15 protein-coding genes and 3 pseudogenes are annotated in these 16651 nt (G+C 69.4%); 8 read left to right on the top strand and 10 right to left on the bottom strand.

Translation table 11 applies throughout. From position 1 onward, the window contains the following. Positions 1 to 111: 111 nt before the first annotated feature. Together CCN42_RS16495 and CCN42_RS43280 are read right to left on the bottom strand one after the other, a co-directional pair. Positions 112 to 1338 carry a phenylacetate--CoA ligase family protein gene (locus CCN42_RS16495; RefSeq protein WP_086736535.1) on the bottom strand — a complete coding sequence of 409 codons (1227 nt, stop codon included), beginning with the start codon at positions 1336 to 1338 and terminating at the stop codon, positions 112 to 114. A gap of 94 nt (positions 1339 to 1432) precedes the next feature. Then, positions 1433 to 1585 (bottom strand): hypothetical protein, encoded by a 153-nt coding sequence (locus CCN42_RS43280; protein ID WP_169731468.1) that lies wholly within the window; start codon positions 1583 to 1585, stop codon positions 1433 to 1435. Positions 1586 to 1991: 406 nt separating this feature from the next. Between CCN42_RS43280 and CCN42_RS16490 the strand changes: the two are divergent. Next, positions 1992 to 2431: pseudogene (locus CCN42_RS16490) on the top strand (transposase); the annotation flags it as partial. A gap of 60 nt (positions 2432 to 2491) precedes the next feature. On the opposite strand, the pseudogene CCN42_RS46140 reads toward CCN42_RS16490, so the two are convergent. From CCN42_RS46140 to CCN42_RS16470, 5 genes and pseudogenes are all read right to left on the bottom strand, one after another. Continuing rightward, positions 2492 to 2680: pseudogene (locus CCN42_RS46140) on the bottom strand (transposase); the annotation flags it as partial. A gap of 54 nt (positions 2681 to 2734) precedes the next feature. Further along, positions 2735 to 3106 (bottom strand): STAS domain-containing protein, encoded by a 372-nt coding sequence (locus CCN42_RS16485; protein ID WP_086736530.1) that lies wholly within the window; start codon positions 3104 to 3106, stop codon positions 2735 to 2737. Positions 3107 to 3109: 3 nt separating this feature from the next. After that, positions 3110 to 4558, bottom strand: coding sequence for a PP2C family protein-serine/threonine phosphatase (locus CCN42_RS16480; RefSeq protein ID WP_245877315.1), 1449 nt, complete (start codon positions 4556 to 4558; stop codon positions 3110 to 3112). A gap of 500 nt (positions 4559 to 5058) precedes the next feature. Further along, entirely contained in the window at positions 5059 to 6006 is a 948-nt protein-coding gene (locus tag CCN42_RS16475) for a sensor histidine kinase (protein WP_245877314.1), read from the bottom strand. Between the two features lie 2 nt (positions 6007 to 6008). Further along, entirely contained in the window at positions 6009 to 6818 is an 810-nt protein-coding gene (locus tag CCN42_RS16470; RefSeq protein ID WP_245877313.1) for an MEDS domain-containing protein, read from the bottom strand. Between the two features lie 1215 nt (positions 6819 to 8033). Here CCN42_RS16470 and CCN42_RS16465 point away from each other — a divergent pair. After that, entirely contained in the window at positions 8034 to 8831 is a 798-nt protein-coding gene (locus CCN42_RS16465; protein WP_245877312.1) for a serine hydrolase, read from the top strand. A 53-nt stretch (positions 8832 to 8884) separates the two neighbouring features. Here the strand turns inward: CCN42_RS16465 and CCN42_RS16460 are convergent, their stop codons facing one another. Further along, the gene (locus CCN42_RS16460; protein ID WP_143661925.1) at positions 8885 to 9259 is read right to left on the bottom strand and encodes a hypothetical protein; all 375 of its coding nucleotides are present in this window, start codon (positions 9257 to 9259) and stop codon (positions 8885 to 8887) included. A 416-nt stretch (positions 9260 to 9675) separates the two neighbouring features. Between CCN42_RS16460 and CCN42_RS16455 the strand changes: the two genes are divergently transcribed. From CCN42_RS16455 to CCN42_RS16430, 6 genes and pseudogenes are all read left to right on the top strand, one after another. After that, positions 9676 to 10410: a class I SAM-dependent methyltransferase gene (locus CCN42_RS16455; protein WP_086736522.1), complete on the top strand. Its 735-nt coding sequence runs from the start codon at positions 9676 to 9678 to the stop codon at positions 10408 to 10410. A gap of 107 nt (positions 10411 to 10517) precedes the next feature. Continuing rightward, positions 10518 to 11186: a HEAT repeat domain-containing protein gene (locus CCN42_RS16450; protein WP_086736520.1), complete on the top strand. Its 669-nt coding sequence runs from the start codon at positions 10518 to 10520 to the stop codon at positions 11184 to 11186. Positions 11187 to 11192: 6 nt separating this feature from the next. Next, complete coding sequence (locus CCN42_RS16445) at positions 11193 to 12197, top strand: MerR family transcriptional regulator (protein ID WP_086736519.1); 1005 nt, start codon at positions 11193 to 11195, stop codon at positions 12195 to 12197. Positions 12198 to 12299: 102 nt separating this feature from the next. Beyond that, complete coding sequence (locus CCN42_RS16440) at positions 12300 to 12611, top strand: hypothetical protein (protein WP_245877311.1); 312 nt, start codon at positions 12300 to 12302, stop codon at positions 12609 to 12611. 169 nt (positions 12612 to 12780) lie between these two features. Next, positions 12781 to 14256 (top strand): serine/threonine-protein kinase, encoded by a 1476-nt coding sequence (locus CCN42_RS16435; RefSeq protein WP_086736514.1) that lies wholly within the window; start codon positions 12781 to 12783, stop codon positions 14254 to 14256. 54 nt (positions 14257 to 14310) lie between these two features. Then, positions 14311 to 15072, top strand: a pseudogene (locus tag CCN42_RS16430) (class I SAM-dependent methyltransferase); the annotation flags it as partial. Between the two features lie 63 nt (positions 15073 to 15135). Here the strand turns inward: CCN42_RS16430 and CCN42_RS16425 are convergent. Further along, positions 15136 to 15876 carry a MerR family transcriptional regulator gene (locus tag CCN42_RS16425; protein WP_086736510.1) on the bottom strand — a complete coding sequence of 247 codons (741 nt, stop codon included), beginning with the start codon at positions 15874 to 15876 and terminating at the stop codon, positions 15136 to 15138. Between the two features lie 37 nt (positions 15877 to 15913). Then, positions 15914 to 16651 (bottom strand): alpha/beta fold hydrolase (locus tag CCN42_RS16420; RefSeq protein ID WP_107427599.1); only part of this gene is annotated, 738 nt, incomplete at its 5' end.

The following is a 16651-nucleotide window of genomic DNA, read 5'->3' as shown; positions in this document are numbered from 1 at the left end:
GTGCCCGAGGGGGAGGCGGGTGCTGCGGATGTGGGCATGGGACTCCTGTCGGGAAGCCGTCGCCGGGCGTGTCGGACGCCCCGCGCACAGGCAGGGCCGGTACGGATGAGGTCAGGACGGGTCGGACCTGGTCAGCCAGGCGTACTTGCCGGATCGGCCGATGGGAATTCCGGTGCGGTGTTCCACCTGGCAGGCGCGCCCGGTCAAGGCGGTGACGGACGCCGACAGCTCGGCCGTCTCGCCGGGTGACAGCGGCGCGTCGTCGAAGGTCGCGTACGACAGGTGGGATCCGACTTCGCCGGTCAGGTGCAACTGGTACTGGAAGACGCGAGTGCAGATGCCGGCGATACGGGCGTCGAGGTCGGCCTGGGAGACGGGGCCTCCGGGAGTGGGCAGCAGTTCCTTCTCCCGCCCGCAGAAGGAGACGATCCGCTCCGGGTCGGCGCTGCCGTCGCGGGTGCGCACACAGTCGCCGGACCGGTAGCGGACCAACGGCATGTACGGGTTGCGGACGCTGGTGACGATGAGGCTGTGGATGCCACTGTCCGGTTCCACCGGGATCAGCTCGACGCTCATGTCCTCCAGGTAGGGCTGGTAACCGCCTTCGGTATCGCTGTAGAACAGGTAGCCGAGTTCGGTGCTGCCGAAGAGGTCGACCACCGGGCAGTCGAAGTGGGCGCGCAGATAGGCACGAACGTTCAGCGGCGTGTACTCATAGGCGTGGACGATGCCGACCGGGCGGGGAAACGCGTCCCAGAGGCCCCATGCCGAGACCTTCCGGATCAGGTGCGCCAGGTGGTAGCCGGAGCAGTCCAGCAGATAGCCGACGCCGGAGTGGGCGGTAGCGGCCTCGCGGATCTCGGCGAGCATGCGCTCGACCTCGTCACGGTCCCAATCGGCGGGGTCCAGCAGGCGGTTGAGATAGAGCGTACGGTCGTCGAGCCAGCGTTCACCAGGAGTCGCCCCGGGCTTGCGGGCGTTCACCCGCGCCACGTGTTCGGTGGCGAGGACGGTGGTCAGTGAGACCCGCCGGGCGCCCGCGTGCCACGAGGCGCCGAGATCGGGGTGCTCGCTCCACAGGCGGTAGTAGGAGCGGAGCAGGAAGTAGGGCGGCCGGATGAGCTGCATGCGAGCGTGGTTGGTACCGGTGGACAGTACGAACTCGGCTTCTCCGGCCTCCAGTGCGCGGGCCAGCTCCGGGGTCATCCAGTTGTCGGGGAAGCCCCGGGCGATCTCCGGCTTCTCCAGGATCGGGAAGTGGCCGAGCTCGACGGAAGAACGGTAGATCGGGATGTCGCGCACCTTTTCCAGGACATCGGCGCTCGGCAGGCGGTTCAAGGGAGCTCTCCGGGACGGGTCGACTGCGGGGAGGGAGCGAGCGGGACCTGCCGGCACGGCGACAGCCGCGCCGGCAGCGCGGAGCATCAGCGGGTCAGGAGATGCAGCCGCTCTTGGGGGCGGCGCTGATGCAGCCGCTCTTGGGCGTGGCGCTGATGCACCCGTCCTTCGCGGCCTCGGCGGAGTTGACAGCGACCCACTTGCGCCACACGGACTCCTCAGTCATGCGCTTGATGAGCTGTTCCATGGTGAAACCTCCCGGAGTGGCAGGAATACGTCATTTCTCATGAGGAAATGGTTTTGTGGCGATCAACCATCGGCATCGAAAGTAAAGAGACGGTCAATCAATCGTCAATAGCTCCTCTGTCGATTGGCCTGAACCACCCCCCTCGCGCGCGCCGACCGACCGGGGACCGCAGCCGCGTGTGTCGTCCGTGCTTCGAGCCCTGCGACCGCCGCTCCCCAAAACCTCGGCCATGGAACCGACATCCGGGAGGTGTCCGGCCTCGGGGGACAGCAGTACAGCGGTTATCGGCGAGAACGATCCTGGTCGGCTAGGACTTGCCGCCAAATGTCACGCCCGCATCAACAGGGATCGAGGGTGACGGCTGCTTGCTGATCACGGTTCGGGGCCTTGGCAGTTGAGCTGGCGGGTGGCACAGTTCTGGGCGGTTTCGGATGATCTTGCGCCTGACGATCTGTGGGAACGTGTCGCTCCGCTACTCCCTCCTCGCCCGCCGCTGCGTCGGCGGTATCCGGACCGGCTGCCGACGGATGACCGTGCGGCTCCGCGCGGGATCGTCTACGTCTTGCACACGGGTGTGACCTGGGCGGACGTGCCGGCCGAGACGATCGGCTGCAGTGGGGTGACGTGCTGGCGGCGCCTGTGGGATGCCGAACTTCGCAGAGCCGGCCTGCTGGACATGGAGGACGCCGCGGTCGACGCCGCGCACGTCCGGGCCCTCAAAGGGGGGCTCACACCGGACCTTCGCCGGTCGACCGTGGCCGCCTCGGCAGCAAGCACCACCTGATCACCGACTGGCACGGAACGCCGCTTGCGGTGTCGCTGACCAGCGGAAACCGTCACGACGTCCTCAGTTGGGGGCTGGGCCGGTGGCGGGCGCAGACAAGGACGTCGCGACCGCGCGGCGTGGACCTGGACCCGCTCCAGTTGTTGGGCCCAGGCCCCGTCCGCATCCCACGGGCGAACCGCTCGTAAGCCGTCTGCCGCGGCCCAAGCGTTCTGGCAGGTCCCGCCACGGCCGACCGCGACCCTCACACCCACCAGTAGAGTCACTATCCGGTGCCATGCCGCATATGTCAGCTCACCACGACTCACCACAAGATCAACTATCAGACACCCCCCCTGGGCGGTGTGGCCGCTGGATCGGCCGGGTCAGGTGGGCTCGGGCGTGGTAGTGGGCCGGCGGGCGTTCATGGCGGCCTCGGTGCCGGGGTAGGACGGCATGACGGTGCTCAGGCCGGTGAGATCGAGCATTCGGGACAGGCGGTCGGGGACTGCGGCCAGGGTCAGGGAGCCGTTTGCGGCCATTGCGCAGCGCATGATGCCGATCAGGGCGTTGAGGCCGGAGGAGTCGCAGAAGGTGATCCCGGTCAGGTCCAGGATCAGGTGCGGGTGTCCTTGGGCGATGACGTCCAGTGCTTCTTTGCGCAAGGCGGGAGCGCTCTGTGTGTCGATCTCTCCGCCGATGCAGAGGGCCGCCAGGTGTCCGTCGGTGTGGGTGGTGGTGAGGGTGAGGTCGGTCACGGGTCAGCGCTCCTGGTCGGCGCGGGCGGCGCCGGCGACGGGCGTGGCCAGGGTGTGGGCCGGGGATGCGGCGGCCGTCTGCTCAGTGGCCGGTGCCAGGGGTACGGACACCGCGAGCAGGGCGACGTCGTCACCGGTCCCGGAGGGCAGGCCGGTGATGAGGGCGATGGTGTCCTCGATCAGGCGGCCGGCGTCCGGGGTGGTGCGGGTGGTGAGGAAGGCGGCCACGCCTTCCTCACCCAGCATGGTCCCGTCCGGCAGGCGGGCCTCGGTGAGCCCGTCGGTGTAGAGCAGCAGGCCGTGGCCCGGGGCGAGGTGGAAGGTGTGGGAGGTGAACTGGGCGCCTTCCAGTGCGCCCACGAGCATTCCGCCCCTGGGGCGTATCCCGTTCACCGCCATCGCGCCGTCATCTCCGTGCTGTATGTGGAAGGCGGGGGGATGGCCTCCCGTGGCCACGGTCACGGTGAAACCGCCGTCCGGAGCGGGCTGCAGGGTGCCGAAGACGCAGGTGCAGTACCGGCTGCCCATCGAGGGATCGAGCAGCAGGGCGCTGTTGAGGGCGTCGAGCACTTCGGTGGGATCGTCGTGGTGCTGGGCGGCCGCGCGCAGGGTGTAGCGGGTCAGCGAGGTGACGGCGGCGGCTTCGGCGCCCTTGCCGCACACATCCCCGAGGAAGAACGCCCAACGCTGTCCGCCCAGAGAGAAGACATCGTAGAAGTCACCGCCGACGTCCCGGGGCGAGTCGGTCCGGTAGTGGCAGGCCAGCTCCAGTCCCGGAACCGTCGGCAGCGCAGGAGGCAACAGGGTGCGCTGGAGGGTGGTGGCGAACGCGGTGATCGCCTCCGTGTCCCGCTCGGCCCGCGCCCGCGCCTCCTCCTCCGCCTTACGGCGTTCCTGCTCCTCGCGCAGCAGCCGCAGACCCGAAAGTCGCAGCTCCATGGCGTCCAGAACCACCGCGGCCAGGTCGGCCAGTGTCGCGGTGTCGGCCTCGGTGATCAGACGCGGTCTGGTGTCCAGGATGTTGACCGTGCCCAGCCGGTGGCCGTCAGCGGTGATGATCGGCGCCGCCGCGTAGAACCGCACCCCCAGAGGACCGGTAACCAGCGGATTGGTGCAAGCGGTCGGATCGGTGAGGGTGTCAGGGATCACCAGCGCGTCATCGCGTAGGATCGCCGACCCGCACAGTCCCGGGTCCCGGCCGATCTGCGCGACCCCTTCCAGGCCGTGGATGGCCTTGAACCAGATCCGGTCGGCATCAACGATCGTCACGCTGGCCACGGGGACATCGAACAGGCGGGCGGCCATCGCCGCAACCCGGTCGAACGCCCCGTCGGGCGGGGTGTCGAGGATGTCGTAGCGGCGCACCGCCTTCATCCGCGCCGCCTCCACCCCGGCCGGCGATACCCGCCTCAGCCGCGACTCACCCGGCGAAGCCTCGGGGGCACCTGACATCGCTCAGCTCCTGTCTTCCACGACGGAACCGGTCCCAGCGCCCAGTCCTCGACCACCGACCCTACGACAGCAGGCAAACGCCGAAACGCCTCCGTCTCCCGCGCACCAACCACTCGTCCAGGCTGCATCTCGACATGAACCCGCCAATCCAGCGATCTTCAGCCCCTGCGGGTCAGACTCGATGGCTCGGCCGTGGCGGCGATCGCTTCGCCGCCCGCCGACGCGTCGGCCCTCTCCGCACCGTCGCCGACGACACTCGCCTGGCACTGCTGGCGACCGGCCGCTGCCCACCACCGCGGCCGACGGCTCATGCCGTGCGGGGGCATCCGTCCCCGATCGATCGCCGAGCGAGCAGGGCGAGCGCGGATACCCACTCGTTACCAGGCGCCGTGCGGGTCCTGGCGGACGGCGCCCGGCTCCGACGTCCTACACACCGTTCTCGCGCCATTACGGCCAGCCGGTTCCACGCTCGCGTCCATGACACTGCGTCCAGGTTCGAATCAACCCATGTGCAGGCGCAGGACGAGTCCCTGCGCCGCCGCTCGGATCTCGACCAGATCGCAGAGCTGGTGCATGATCCAGACGCCCCGTCCGCCGGTCGGCGCGTACGGGTCGGGACGGCGGCGGCCCGTCAGGGGATCGGACAGCCGGCCTCGGTCGCTGATCTCCGCGACGACTTCGCCGTCGGCTCGCCACATGCGCAGGCGGCCGCGTCCTCCTCCGTGGCGCACCGAATTGCTGGTCGCCTCGCCGATGGCGAGGAGCCAGTCCGTGCGGCGTTCCGGTGGCAGGCCGGCGGTCGCCGCCCAGCGGTCGGCCTCATCACGGGTGCGCGCCAGGTCTTCCTCGCCGAATGCGATGACGACCGCGTCCTGCGGCTCGGGCAGCGGGGTGTCGCAGTCGCGGCAGACTTCGTGGGGATCGGTGTAACCGGTACTGGCTCGGTAGGCCACCGAGTCGCCGACGACTGGATGCGTACGGTGCGCCTGCGCCAGTACCTCCTCGGCCAGCGCGGTGTCGTAGGGACACAGAATGCTGACGCTGCGCCCCTCGAAGGCCAGGTTGATCAGCGCCTCGTGGCGCGTTGCCTCCCAGCTCTCCGCAGGGGTGCGCCCGACCCAGATCGGCTCGCCCACGATCGACACCGGCTTGTGTCCGTGCCCCGGGTGGTCGGCGAACTCCTGGAGCATCGACAGGATGCGTCCCGGATTGCGTCCTGTCTGGGACATGTCCACCCACGTGACATGCCCGTGGTCGCCGTCGAGGACGTCCTTCAGCAACTTCAGACGCGGGCCGGGAACTGCCACCAGCACGGGGCGTTCTTCGTCCAGGGCGCCTCGGACGAAGTCCCCGACGCCGCCGACGTACTCCTTGTCGGAGTTGTAGAACAGGGCAGGATGGAAGAAGGGGGCCTGCTGGCCAGGGCGGTCCGCAGCGCGTGAGTTCATCGTCATCGGTCGAGGACCTCCACCGCAGAGCCGCGCTCGGGGAACAGGTCCAGCAGGCGCCGCAGGGACGGCGGTGCCTGGCGGACCCGCAGCGGCGTACCGGCCGGCCGGCTGACAGCCGCGTCGGCCAGGGTGGCCAGCGAAGCGGCATCCACGTGACGCAGTCCCGCGAGGTCCAGTTCCACCCGTTTCGTCGGCATGCCTCTCAGCGCGGCAGCCGCGGCGGCGACGACATGCCGGGTGTCGTACCCGGTGGATCCGGCCATCAGCAGTCCCGGGTGGTCGAGCAGCGGCGCCACCCGCAGCACCGGCCCGCCGACGGGATCACCCCGGCGCGTCAGGTGAGCACCCGCCAGGAGGTTCACCTGGTCATCGGACAGCAAACGACGGTCATAGAAGCACCACGCCTTCAACGGCAGCAGGTCGAACACCTCGTGGTGAATGCGCAGTTCGTACTCCAGCAGCCGGTCGGCGCCGGGAATGTCGCGCGCGCCCCAGGACATCTCACCGATTGCCCGCAGGCCGCGGTATCCCAGGACTGAAGCCGCCTCCACCGCGTCGTGCCACAGCCTGATCATCGCGTCTGGATCGAAGCCGGTACCGGCGAGATACGTTTGCGCGGCCGTCGAGACGGACAGCTGCCCACGTCTCACGGCGGCCACCGCGTCGATTCCCGCGTCGGTAAGGGCGCGCACCACCCGCTCAGGGTCCGTGGCGTCCGCGAAGTAATGAATCCGCTCGCCCTGCTCGAGTCCACCGCGGACGAAGACACAAAGGTGAGCGGCCCACTCCCCGTCGTCGGCGAAGATCACACTCGAGTGACGTCCCGCCGCCGGCTCCCGCTCAGGGGGAACGGCCGCTCCCGGCATTGTCGCCACGCTGCTCGTCCCCCACTCGTCGTAATGCCTCCCCTTCATGGAAACACATAAGCGAGCGTCCCCGTCCCGGGACGGAGCCGCAGCCGGGGCCTGACCCCGCCTGCACGCAGTTCTCCTCACCGAGCTGCGGAAGGCCGACCTGCTGGCATGGACGATGCCACGGTCGACGCCTCGCATATCAGGGGCCCTCGAGGAGAGGCTCACAGGAGCCCGGCAACCCGAGCCGCGTACCGCTGCCCAGCGGCGACCCGGACCCGGCCGATCCGCCGCTGGATGAGGACCGGCTTGAGCCGGTCGCACTCACCAAGGCCGAGGCGTGCCACGCGGACAAGTTCGCCACACACCTGACCAAGCCCCCCAAGGGCGTGAACGCCACCAGTGGCGACGTACGCGCGGCTTCGAAGCGGGCCGGGTATCCCGAGGAACGGATCGTGGACATGAGCCCCGAGGGCGGCTCACCCCGCGCCCGTATAGACCTGCGGCAGCACGACGGGCACCTGGCTCTCCAGATCGTCCTACATGGTCAGTTTGAGGTAGCGCTTATAGCAGCAAAGGGCTCAGCGAGTCCGAGAAAGGCCAGGTAGTCGCGCCAGCGCGGCCGTGGGCGGCAGGGCCTGCACCACCGGCGACAGGCCGGCCAGCTCCTCCAGGACCTGGCGGTAAATGAGGTCCCATTCGACGACAGACCCTCATACCGGTGGCTCAGGAGAATGAGCAGGCTAGGAATTACAGGATGAGATGCGTTCAGTAGGTGTCACACAAGCTTCGCCGGTTATGAGCCAAGCCGCAGCGTGTTCCATGATGGTGAGATTAACGTACCTGTCGTGGTGTCAACCGCCGCCATCAGGGCTTCTCTGTTCCAATTCTCTGGCCTGTCGTCGTCTCCTTCAACAGGAATACCGAGGCCTGCACGCCATGGCGGATCAACAGTTCAACGGGATGTACGGTTCACCCGGAGCACAGCATCGCGCCGGCCTGCGCCCGCACGCGCTGATGGCCTGTGCTGCCACTGCGGTCCTGGCGTCGCTCGCTGCCTGCTCCCCCACGGACACGCCTAACGAGATGCAGACGCCTTCCGGAGGGGGAAACAGGTCGACCGCCGTATTGGCAGGACCACCGCCGAAAAACCTCGGCGGGACTCTCGCGCGAGTGCTCGAGCCAGTGCTTCGGGACTACGACACGCGCCTGGCGGTGGCCGTGCTGAGCCTGGACGACGCCGACCGAGAGATCGCCTCCGCGTCCTACCGGGGCGACGCAGAGTTCAACACGGCGAGCGTCATCAAAGTGAACATTGTTGCAGCGCTGCTGCTCCAGGCGCAGGACGAGGGCCGCGGGCTGACGACCGAGGAACAGCAAGCCGCTGAGGCGATGATCAGCACCAGCGACAACGACGCGACGAACCTCCTTTGGCGAAGGATTGGCAGACGCGAAGGTCTCAAGGCGGCGAACGACCGGCTGGGGCTTTCCTCGACACAGGGCGGCTCCGGTGCCCGCTGGGGCCTCACCCGCACCACGGCGATGGATCAGGTCCGCCTGTTGCGCTCGGTATTCACCCGTGGAGGGGCGGACTCCGCCAGCTCGCGCCAAGGACTGAACCCGGCTTCCCGTGCCTACATCCAGGAGCTGATGGGTCACATCGCGGAGGATCAGGACTGGGGGGTCTCAGCGGCATCCTCCCGATGGGCTCTTAAGAACGGCTGGCTGCAGCGGACCACCACCGGGCTGTGGGTGATCAACAGCATCGGCCAGGTCGAGCTGCACGGGCACCGGCACCTGGTCTCGGTCCTCAGCAGTGACAACGCATCGATGGAGGACGGTGTCTCGCTGGTTGAACGGGCGGTGAAAGCGGCGATCGGCGCAGTTAGCGCCCATGCCCGTCAGCGGCTTCTTGGCCATGCCACGGGCAGCAGCGATCCCCGCACTGCCTTCGAACGCGGAGGAGACTGATATCGGGCGCTGGACGAGCGGCTGCCGACCCTCGTCGTGCCCAGCAGCCGAATTCACACGGCCCGCCTCACTGTCGAAGCGCCATCAGTCCAGGCTGGCGCCCCGGAGGCACCACCACATTTCGCCCCTCGCTCTTTCACCCGACCGAGGTCATGAAGCGAGATCCTGCGCAAGGTCGCGAGCGTGTACTGCTGCTGAGCCTGCACATCCGCGGCCGCCTGCGCCGCAGCCTGCGCCTGAGCATCCGCGGACGCCCGGGCCGCCGCCTCCGCTTGGGCATCGGCTGCCGCCTGAGCCGCTGCCGCCGCTTCTCGTTCCCTGCGCTGGCGATCCTGCTCCTGCTGGAACTCCCAGTCCAGCCGACGCCTGTTCTCTTCCTCCCGCCGGCGCTTCTCCGCTTCGTCCCGGGCCCACCTCGCTTCGCTCATCCGCTTCCGCCTCTCCTGGCGCTGGCGCATCCGGTCAGTTCCGGTCATCACGTGGCTGCCTGCCGGTCGTTCAGGCCGGGAACCACTACCGATGAGTCGGTCGTTCCGTGGGCTCGCTGACCGATTGTCGAGGCGAGGAATGATGGACCGCAAGGCGCGGCGAGAGCGTCCCGGCCGGCGGAATGGTGCTGCTGGACGTGTACGGGCAGAACCACGACGAGAAGCTCTGGGAAGACCCCGTACGCCTTCCGCCCTCAGCGGTTCCTCGAGTGTCCGGTCCACCGCTGGAGCGTCCCGAGGGTTGTGCGGGGCAACGGGTCGCGCTGTCGCGGACCACCATCCGCGTCCCGCACCTCGCCTGCGGGCAGCAGCGGAACGAGTGGAGAAGCGAAGCTGGTGTCGCATACCTTCACGGCATGGCTGACGAGTGCTTCGGGCATCCACGGCTCGCCGCGATCCACGACTGGCTCGACCCTGATCGCAGCGATCTCGACGCGTACGTCCGCATGGCGCAGGAGTTCGGCGCACGCCGAGTGCTGGACATCGGTTGCGGCACAGGAGTGTTCGCCCTCCTCCTGGCTGGTCGCGGCATCGACGTTGTCGGGGCCGACCCCGCCGAGGCGTCGATCGCAGTGGCCGAGGGCAAGCCGGGCAGTGAACGCGTTCGGTGGATCCGCGGTGACGCGGCGGCACTCCCACCGCTGCGGGTCGATCTGGTGACCATGACGGCGAACGTCGCACAGGCCATCGTGGATCCGGAGACCTGGGACGTGACCCTGCGGAGGGCGCACCGATCACTGCGGCCAGGCGGGCACCTTGTGTTCGAGACCCGGAATCCGGCCAGACGTGCCTGGCAGGAGTGGAACCGGGAGGATTCGTACCGCGTGACGGAGATTCCCGGTGTCGGCCCGGTCGAGAGCTGGGTCGAGGTGACCGACGTGAATCGGCCGCTGGTGACGTTCCGGTGGACCTACGTCTTCGCTGCGGACGGGCAAGTGGCGACGTCGGAGTCCACGTTGCGCTTCCGTGAGCGCGACGAGGTGGAGTCGGACCTCCTCGCGCAGGGATACGTGGTCGATGAGGTGCGCGAAGCCCCTGACCGGCCCGGCCGGGAGTTCGTCTTTCTCGCGCGGCGCCCGGAGGCGGGCTGAGCGTGGCGCCGCCGATGCGGCTTCGCCAGGTCTGGCGGGCACCGGCTGCCTTGTTTGACCTTGACACGGTGACAAGGTCTTCACTGCTTGCCGAGGAGGTGGTTTCGATGACGACCACGGAACCGGACACGGACGCGCTACGAGCGCTCCAAGGGCTGGAGGACGACCGTTCGTCCGTGCGACTGCGAGCTGCTCTGGCGGTCGGTACGACGCCTGACCCCCGCTTCGTCGACAAGCTCGTCGAGCGATGCGCGATCGAGCCCGAGTTCTTCGTCCGCGACATGCTGACCTGGGCGCTCACCCGTCACCCGGTGTCCATGACGCTTCCCCGGCTGCTCGGCGAAGTCCGCTCGGGTCAGCCGCAGGCACGCAGCCAGGCGCTGCACACGCTGTCCAAGATCGGGGACCGGCAGGGGTGGTCGGCGATCACACGGACGGTCCTGACCGACGCCGACGACGAGGTGGCGCGCAGCGCCTGGCGGACCGCGGTCGTACTCGTGCCGGAAGGTGAGGAGTCCGCGCTGGCCGCCGTGCTGGTGTCACAGCTCGGGCGTGGTGGCCGCGAGACGCAACTGAGTCTCAGCCGGGCACTGGTCGCGCTGGGGGAAGCGGGTGTACCTGCTGTGCTCGCGGCGACGACGTCCCCGGACCCGCACATCCGCGCGCACGCGCTCGCCACCCAACGGTTGCTGCGCGACCCGGACGCAGAGTTCGAGTACGCGATCGAGGAGGCGAAGCGCGTCGTGGCCCTCGGCCGGCCCGACCAGGAGGGATGATGGGACGTGTTGATCGGTGAGGTGGCGCAACGCTCCGGGGTCAGTGCCCGGATGCTCCGGCATTACGAGTCGCTCGGTTTGGTGCGCCCTTCGGGCCGTACGGGCTCCGGCTACCGGGAGTACTCCGAGCAGGACATCCAACGGATCTTCCACATCGAGAGTTTGCGATCGCTGGGACTGTCGCTGCGGGAGATCGAACGCGCGCTGCACGATCCCGGCTTCGCGCCTTCGGCGCTCGTCGACGACCTGATCCGTCAGACACGCGAACGCATCGCGGCGGAGACCGAGCTGCTGACGCGGCTCCGCCGTATCCATGCCGCAGACCCCGCCGGCTGGGAGGACGTCCTCCAGGTCGTCGCGCTCCTGCACGCATTGGGGTCGGCGCACGCCGGCGCTCGCCAACGGGCGGCCCTGTCCTCGGGCGACGAGGTTCCCGTGCCGGTGGAAGCCCTGGTCGAGGCGGCCCTGAGCGAGACGGAGCCGAACGTCGCCGGGGCCCTTCGATGGGCACTGGCACGATCGGGCGACGGCGGCACGGCACTGCTGGCGCAGGGTCTCGGCTCACCGGAGGCCGCGGAGCGGGAACGCGCCGTTCAGGCCCTCGCCGAGATGCCCGGCGACGAGGCCCTCGCGCAGCTGCACGGTGGCCTGGAGCACCCCGACGTGGTGGTCCGCAGGTGCGCGGCCCTGGCGCTCGGGACGCGGGGAGTCGCTGATGCGGTCCCGACGCTCGTCGACATGATCGTGGAGGGAAGCAATGACACCGACGCGGCCGACGCGCTGAGCGTGCTGGCGAGCGACACCGCGATGGCGGATCGGATCGCGGCCACGCTCGTCGGCCGTCTCGCCGCCGACAGCACTGAAGCACCCGCACGCGGACGGCTGACCCAGGCGCTGGCAGGCATCCCCGGCACGAAGGCATCGGGCGCCCTCGTCGAGCTCTCGCACGACACGGACCGTGCCGTTGCGCTCACCGCGACGTACCTGCTCCAGCTGCGCGAGGTGCGCTGACGCGACGTGGCCGCGCCCTGAGAGGATGCCTCCGTGATGAATGCACGGGAATGGGAGGAAACGCGTCGTCGGCTTCTCTTCGGTCAGCGCTTCTCCGGAAGGGTGACCCGGGTACCGGCGCCGGGCGCGATCGGGATCTTCGTCGACATCGGCCTCGTCGTAGCGGGCTTCGTGGATGTGCTGTTGCTGCCGAGGGACGCCGCTTCGTGGCCGGCGGAGGGCACCGAGTCGGAGTTCGAGGTGTGGTGGGCCGATGAACGTCCCCAGGTTCGGTTGAAGCCGGTGGATCCACGGTACTTGCGGGAGGACTACACCGAGTGGATCGACCGGTGGCGGCCCGGATGGCCGCAGGAGCACGGCTCGCCCGTGACGGCCATCGACGCGCTGCCCGGCAAGCCGAGCGCCGTCGGCTGAGTGCTTGCGCCGAAGCCGTCCAGAAGGCGCAGGCAGCGCCGCCCCCCTTCTCGTGCAACCCGCGGAGCACGTCGCAGGGGTATTGCGGCCCGTCAGGGGTACGCGTGTGCAGCGCCGGCTTGTGACGGCGTACCTGTGGGCAGCACCTCTTGAAGCAGTGGGAGATGACATGAGGCTCCGCCAGTCGGCTTCGGCCCTGTCCCGGTGTTCCGCGGAAGTGCTGGGCGGGCGGTATCGCCTGGACGAGGTCATCGGGTCGGGTGGGGCCGGGGATGTCCATCGCGGCTTCGATCTGCGTCTCAAACGCCCGGTGGCCATCAAGGTCTTCCGCGTCGGCACGGATGTCGACATGGAGGAACGCTTCCACAACGAGGCGGTGATCCTGGCCCGGCTGCGGCATCCGGGCCTGGTGACCGTCTACGACGCCGGACGGCACAACGGCCGCGCCTATCTGGTGATGGAGCTGATCGAAGGCCCGACGTTGAAGGCGCGCATCAGCGCGGGCCCCTTGGCTCCGGGCGGGACCGCCGCCCTCGGTGCCGATCTCGCCGGGGCCCTGGCCCACGCGCATGAGGCGGGGATCGTCCACCGTGACGTGAAGCCCTCGAACATCATCCTGGACGCCACCGGCCGCCCCCACCTGACCGATTTCGGCATCTCCCGGCTGCTCGACGCCACCACCCACACCGCTACCGGCACGCTCGTCGGCACGGCCGCCTACCTGTCTCCCGAGCAGGTGCTCGGCCAGCCCGTGGGCCCGTCCGCCGATGTGTACGCGCTGGGACTGGTGCTCCTCGAATGCATCACCAGCAGGCTGGAGTACGACGGTGCTCCCCTGGAGGCGGCGATCGCGCGGCTCCACCGGCGTCCGCACCTGCCCGATTCCCTGCCGGAGGAGCTTGCGGCCCTGCTGCGGGACATGACCAGCCTGGAGGCGCGGGACCGCCCGGCGGCAGTCGACTGCGCCCGCGCTCTGACCGCCATGGCCGACACGGCCGGTCCGGTCGCCGTCCCCTGCCCCGCTGACGTCACGAGCCTGGTTCCGAGGCAGGCATCGGCGCGGGCCGACCGCACGCACCAGCGTCCGCCGCACACCGCGGGCGCCACCCTGCCGAAGACACCGCCTGCCCGCCGACGCCTGCTGGCCGCCGGTGGAGCCGCCGCGGTGGCCGCTGCCATGGCCGCGACGCTCGCCGTCTCCGACGGATTCCCGCACCAGGATGGCGGTGACCACACGACACGGGCTGCTGCCGGCAGCCCTTCCGCGAAGGCTGAGCACCGAGGCACGAGCCGTACCGGGAACGAGGAAGGACGCGCCACCGCGACACCCTCCACCCGCGACGCGTCCACCCGCGACGCTCCCACGCGACAGCTCGATGCCCCCGCTCCGGGCCAACGCCCCGGCGTCACCTCCGCCGCCCCGAGCCGGGAGCAAGTCACCGAAGCAGGCACGCACGGCACGACCGCCCCGCCGTCGCACTCCCCCGCAGCCGGCGCCTCGCACAGTCAGGACACGGTCACGGAGACGTCCGAGACGCAAGGCCCTGCCAGGACGGCGGCGCAGAGCCCCGGTGAACGCCCCGAGAAGTCCCGCAAGACTGAGAAGCCTCACCAGGACAAGCACCCCAAGCGGAAGTCGGACTAGCAGATTCGTAAGGGCCCGTCCGGCGGCGGATCACGCGCCTACTAGGCTGCGACGATGGAACGCGCAACCAACGTGCCCGAGACTTTCGCGCGGTCTGCTGCTCGGGACCAGGTGAACGACTACGACCGTTTCGCCGAGGCATACGCGGCGGAGAACGAGAACAGTCTCGTGAACGCGTACTACGAGCGGCCCGCGATGCTCGCCCTCGCCGGAGACGTGGCCGGCCGTCGCATCCTGGACGCCGGTTGCGGTTCGGGCCCCCTGTCCGCCGCACTGCGCGAGCGCGGTGCCGTCGTCACCGGCATCGACACCAGCGCCGGGATGGTGGCGCTGGCCAGGCAGCGGCTCGGTGACGACGTAGCCCTGCACGTGGCCGACCTGAGGGACCCGCTGCCGTTCGACGACGGCGCATTCGACGACGTGGTCGCGTCGCTGGTCCTGCACTACCTGGAGGACTGGGAGCTGCCGCTGGCCGAGTTGCGGCGCGTGCTCAGGCCCGGCGGGCGGCTGATCGCGTCGGTGGACCACCCCTTCGTGGCCTACACGATCCGGGAGCCTCGCCCCGACTACTTCGCGACCACGAGCTATTCCTTCAACTGGACGTTCAACGGGCAGTCCGTCCCGATGAGGTTCTGGCGCAAGCCGTTGCACGCGATGACCGATGCCTTCACGACGGCCGGTTTCCGCCTTCGCGTCATCAGCGAGCCGCAGCCCGATCCGGCGGCCCGTGAGCTGTTCCCCGCGGGCTTCCAGGACGTCTCGACCCGACCCAACTTCCTGTTCTTCGTCGTCGAGGTACCGCCGTCCGCCACCGGCTCGGACGCCCAGCCGGTCCCCGATCAGGGGAGAAGCCCGAGCCAGGACCAGGAAGCCGGCTCTTCAGCCGCCGTGACCGGCGGTACGGCGCTGCTCGGCGCGGTGGGCGAGCGCGCTGAGGATGCGCTGCCAGGCCGGTGATGCCTCGTCGAAGATCCGGGAGAAGACCAGCCGCAGGTTCCCCGGCCGGCCGCTGTCGCGTTCGCGTCGGATCTCCCACGCGTCCAGCTCGTCGATGAGCCGGTCCAGGCGTGGGTCGCCCGGATCCCACTCGACTGCTTGGTCGCAGGCCAGATACAGGCGCGTGGTCTCCGGGTCGTCGAATCTGGCGTTCTTGTCCCGTATCCGTCCCGGCATCGAGTCCGGGTCCAGTGCCTGTATGAGGATCCAGGAGTCGCGCTCGAGCCGTACCCGCCGTTCGCTGACCCCGAGGTGACGCATACGGTCCAGAATGGCGACCACCGCGGGAGGCAGGACGAGTTCTTCACCGCTGGCCAGTTCGGCGATCCGGCGGCGGTACGCGCTGAGCTGGTCGATCTTGCGCTGCAGGGCGGCGTCGATGTCGGCGATGGCCGAAGCGAACTCGGCCGGCTGTGCGTGCATCAGCGCGTCGATTCGGGCCAGTGGCACACCGGCATCGGCCAGGGTTCTGATCCTGATGAGGTCCACCGCCGCTTGAGCGCTGTAACGGCGGTAGCCGGAGGAATCACGCTCGGGTTCGGGCAGCAGGCCGAAGTGGTGGTAGTGGCGAACGGTGCGCACGGTCACGCCCGCCGCCTTCGCGAGTTGACTGATCGTTAGCACCGTTCACCTCTCCTGGTCGGGCGTGGCCGTGGCGAGTCTAGAGGCGGGCCGCCCGGTCGACGACGTCGCGGATCGCCTGCACCACGGCATCGGGACGGTCGAAGCAGAGCCGGTGGTGGTGGGTGTCGGAGATGATGCGCTGTTCCCCGTGCGAGACCGCGCTCACCAGGGCGGCGTCCATTCTCCTCCTGCCCTCGTGTATCTCGTGCAGGGTGCGCTGCGGCATCGAGGCCTGCTGGGCGGGATCGGTACCCAGTACGGTGAGAGCGACGACCGGGACATCGGGGATGTCGGGCCCGGCCCGCAACTCGGTGGCGAGGTCGGCCAGCCCGCTCCGCTCGGCCACGCCGACGCGGATCCACGCGTCACTCCCCTTCGCGTCGAGCAGCGGCTGCCGCAGGTCCTCCGGGTAACTCGCGAGCAACTCGGCGCGCATCTCATGCAGGGCAGGCCGCATCCGCTCGATCTGCTCCGCATCGGGGGCCATCCGCTCGGTCGCGGCCAGTCCCGCCACGTCGGGCATGAAGTCGTCCCAGTCTCGGTGGAAGGCGTCCAGCCAGACCAGTCCCGCCACATCGCGCGGGTACAGCTGGGCGAACCGATGCGCGTAGGCGCCGCCGAGGGAGTGCGCCGCCAGGACGTACGGGCCGGCGATGCCCTGGGCGCGCAGCAGCTCGTGGAGTTCCGTGGCGACCGCGGCGGCGGTGCGCGGCAGCGGGAGGGGATCGCTGTAGCCCGTGCCGCCACGGTCGTACACCACCGCGGTGGTGAACTG

Origin of the sequence: Streptomyces glaucescens (genome assembly GCF_002154375.1) — a bacterium.
In the GTDB taxonomy this organism is placed as follows: Bacteria; Actinomycetota; Actinomycetes; order Streptomycetales; family Streptomycetaceae; genus Streptomyces; species Streptomyces glaucescens.
Note: the sequence above shows the minus strand (reverse complement) of the source record. Positions and strands in the feature narration are given on the sequence as shown.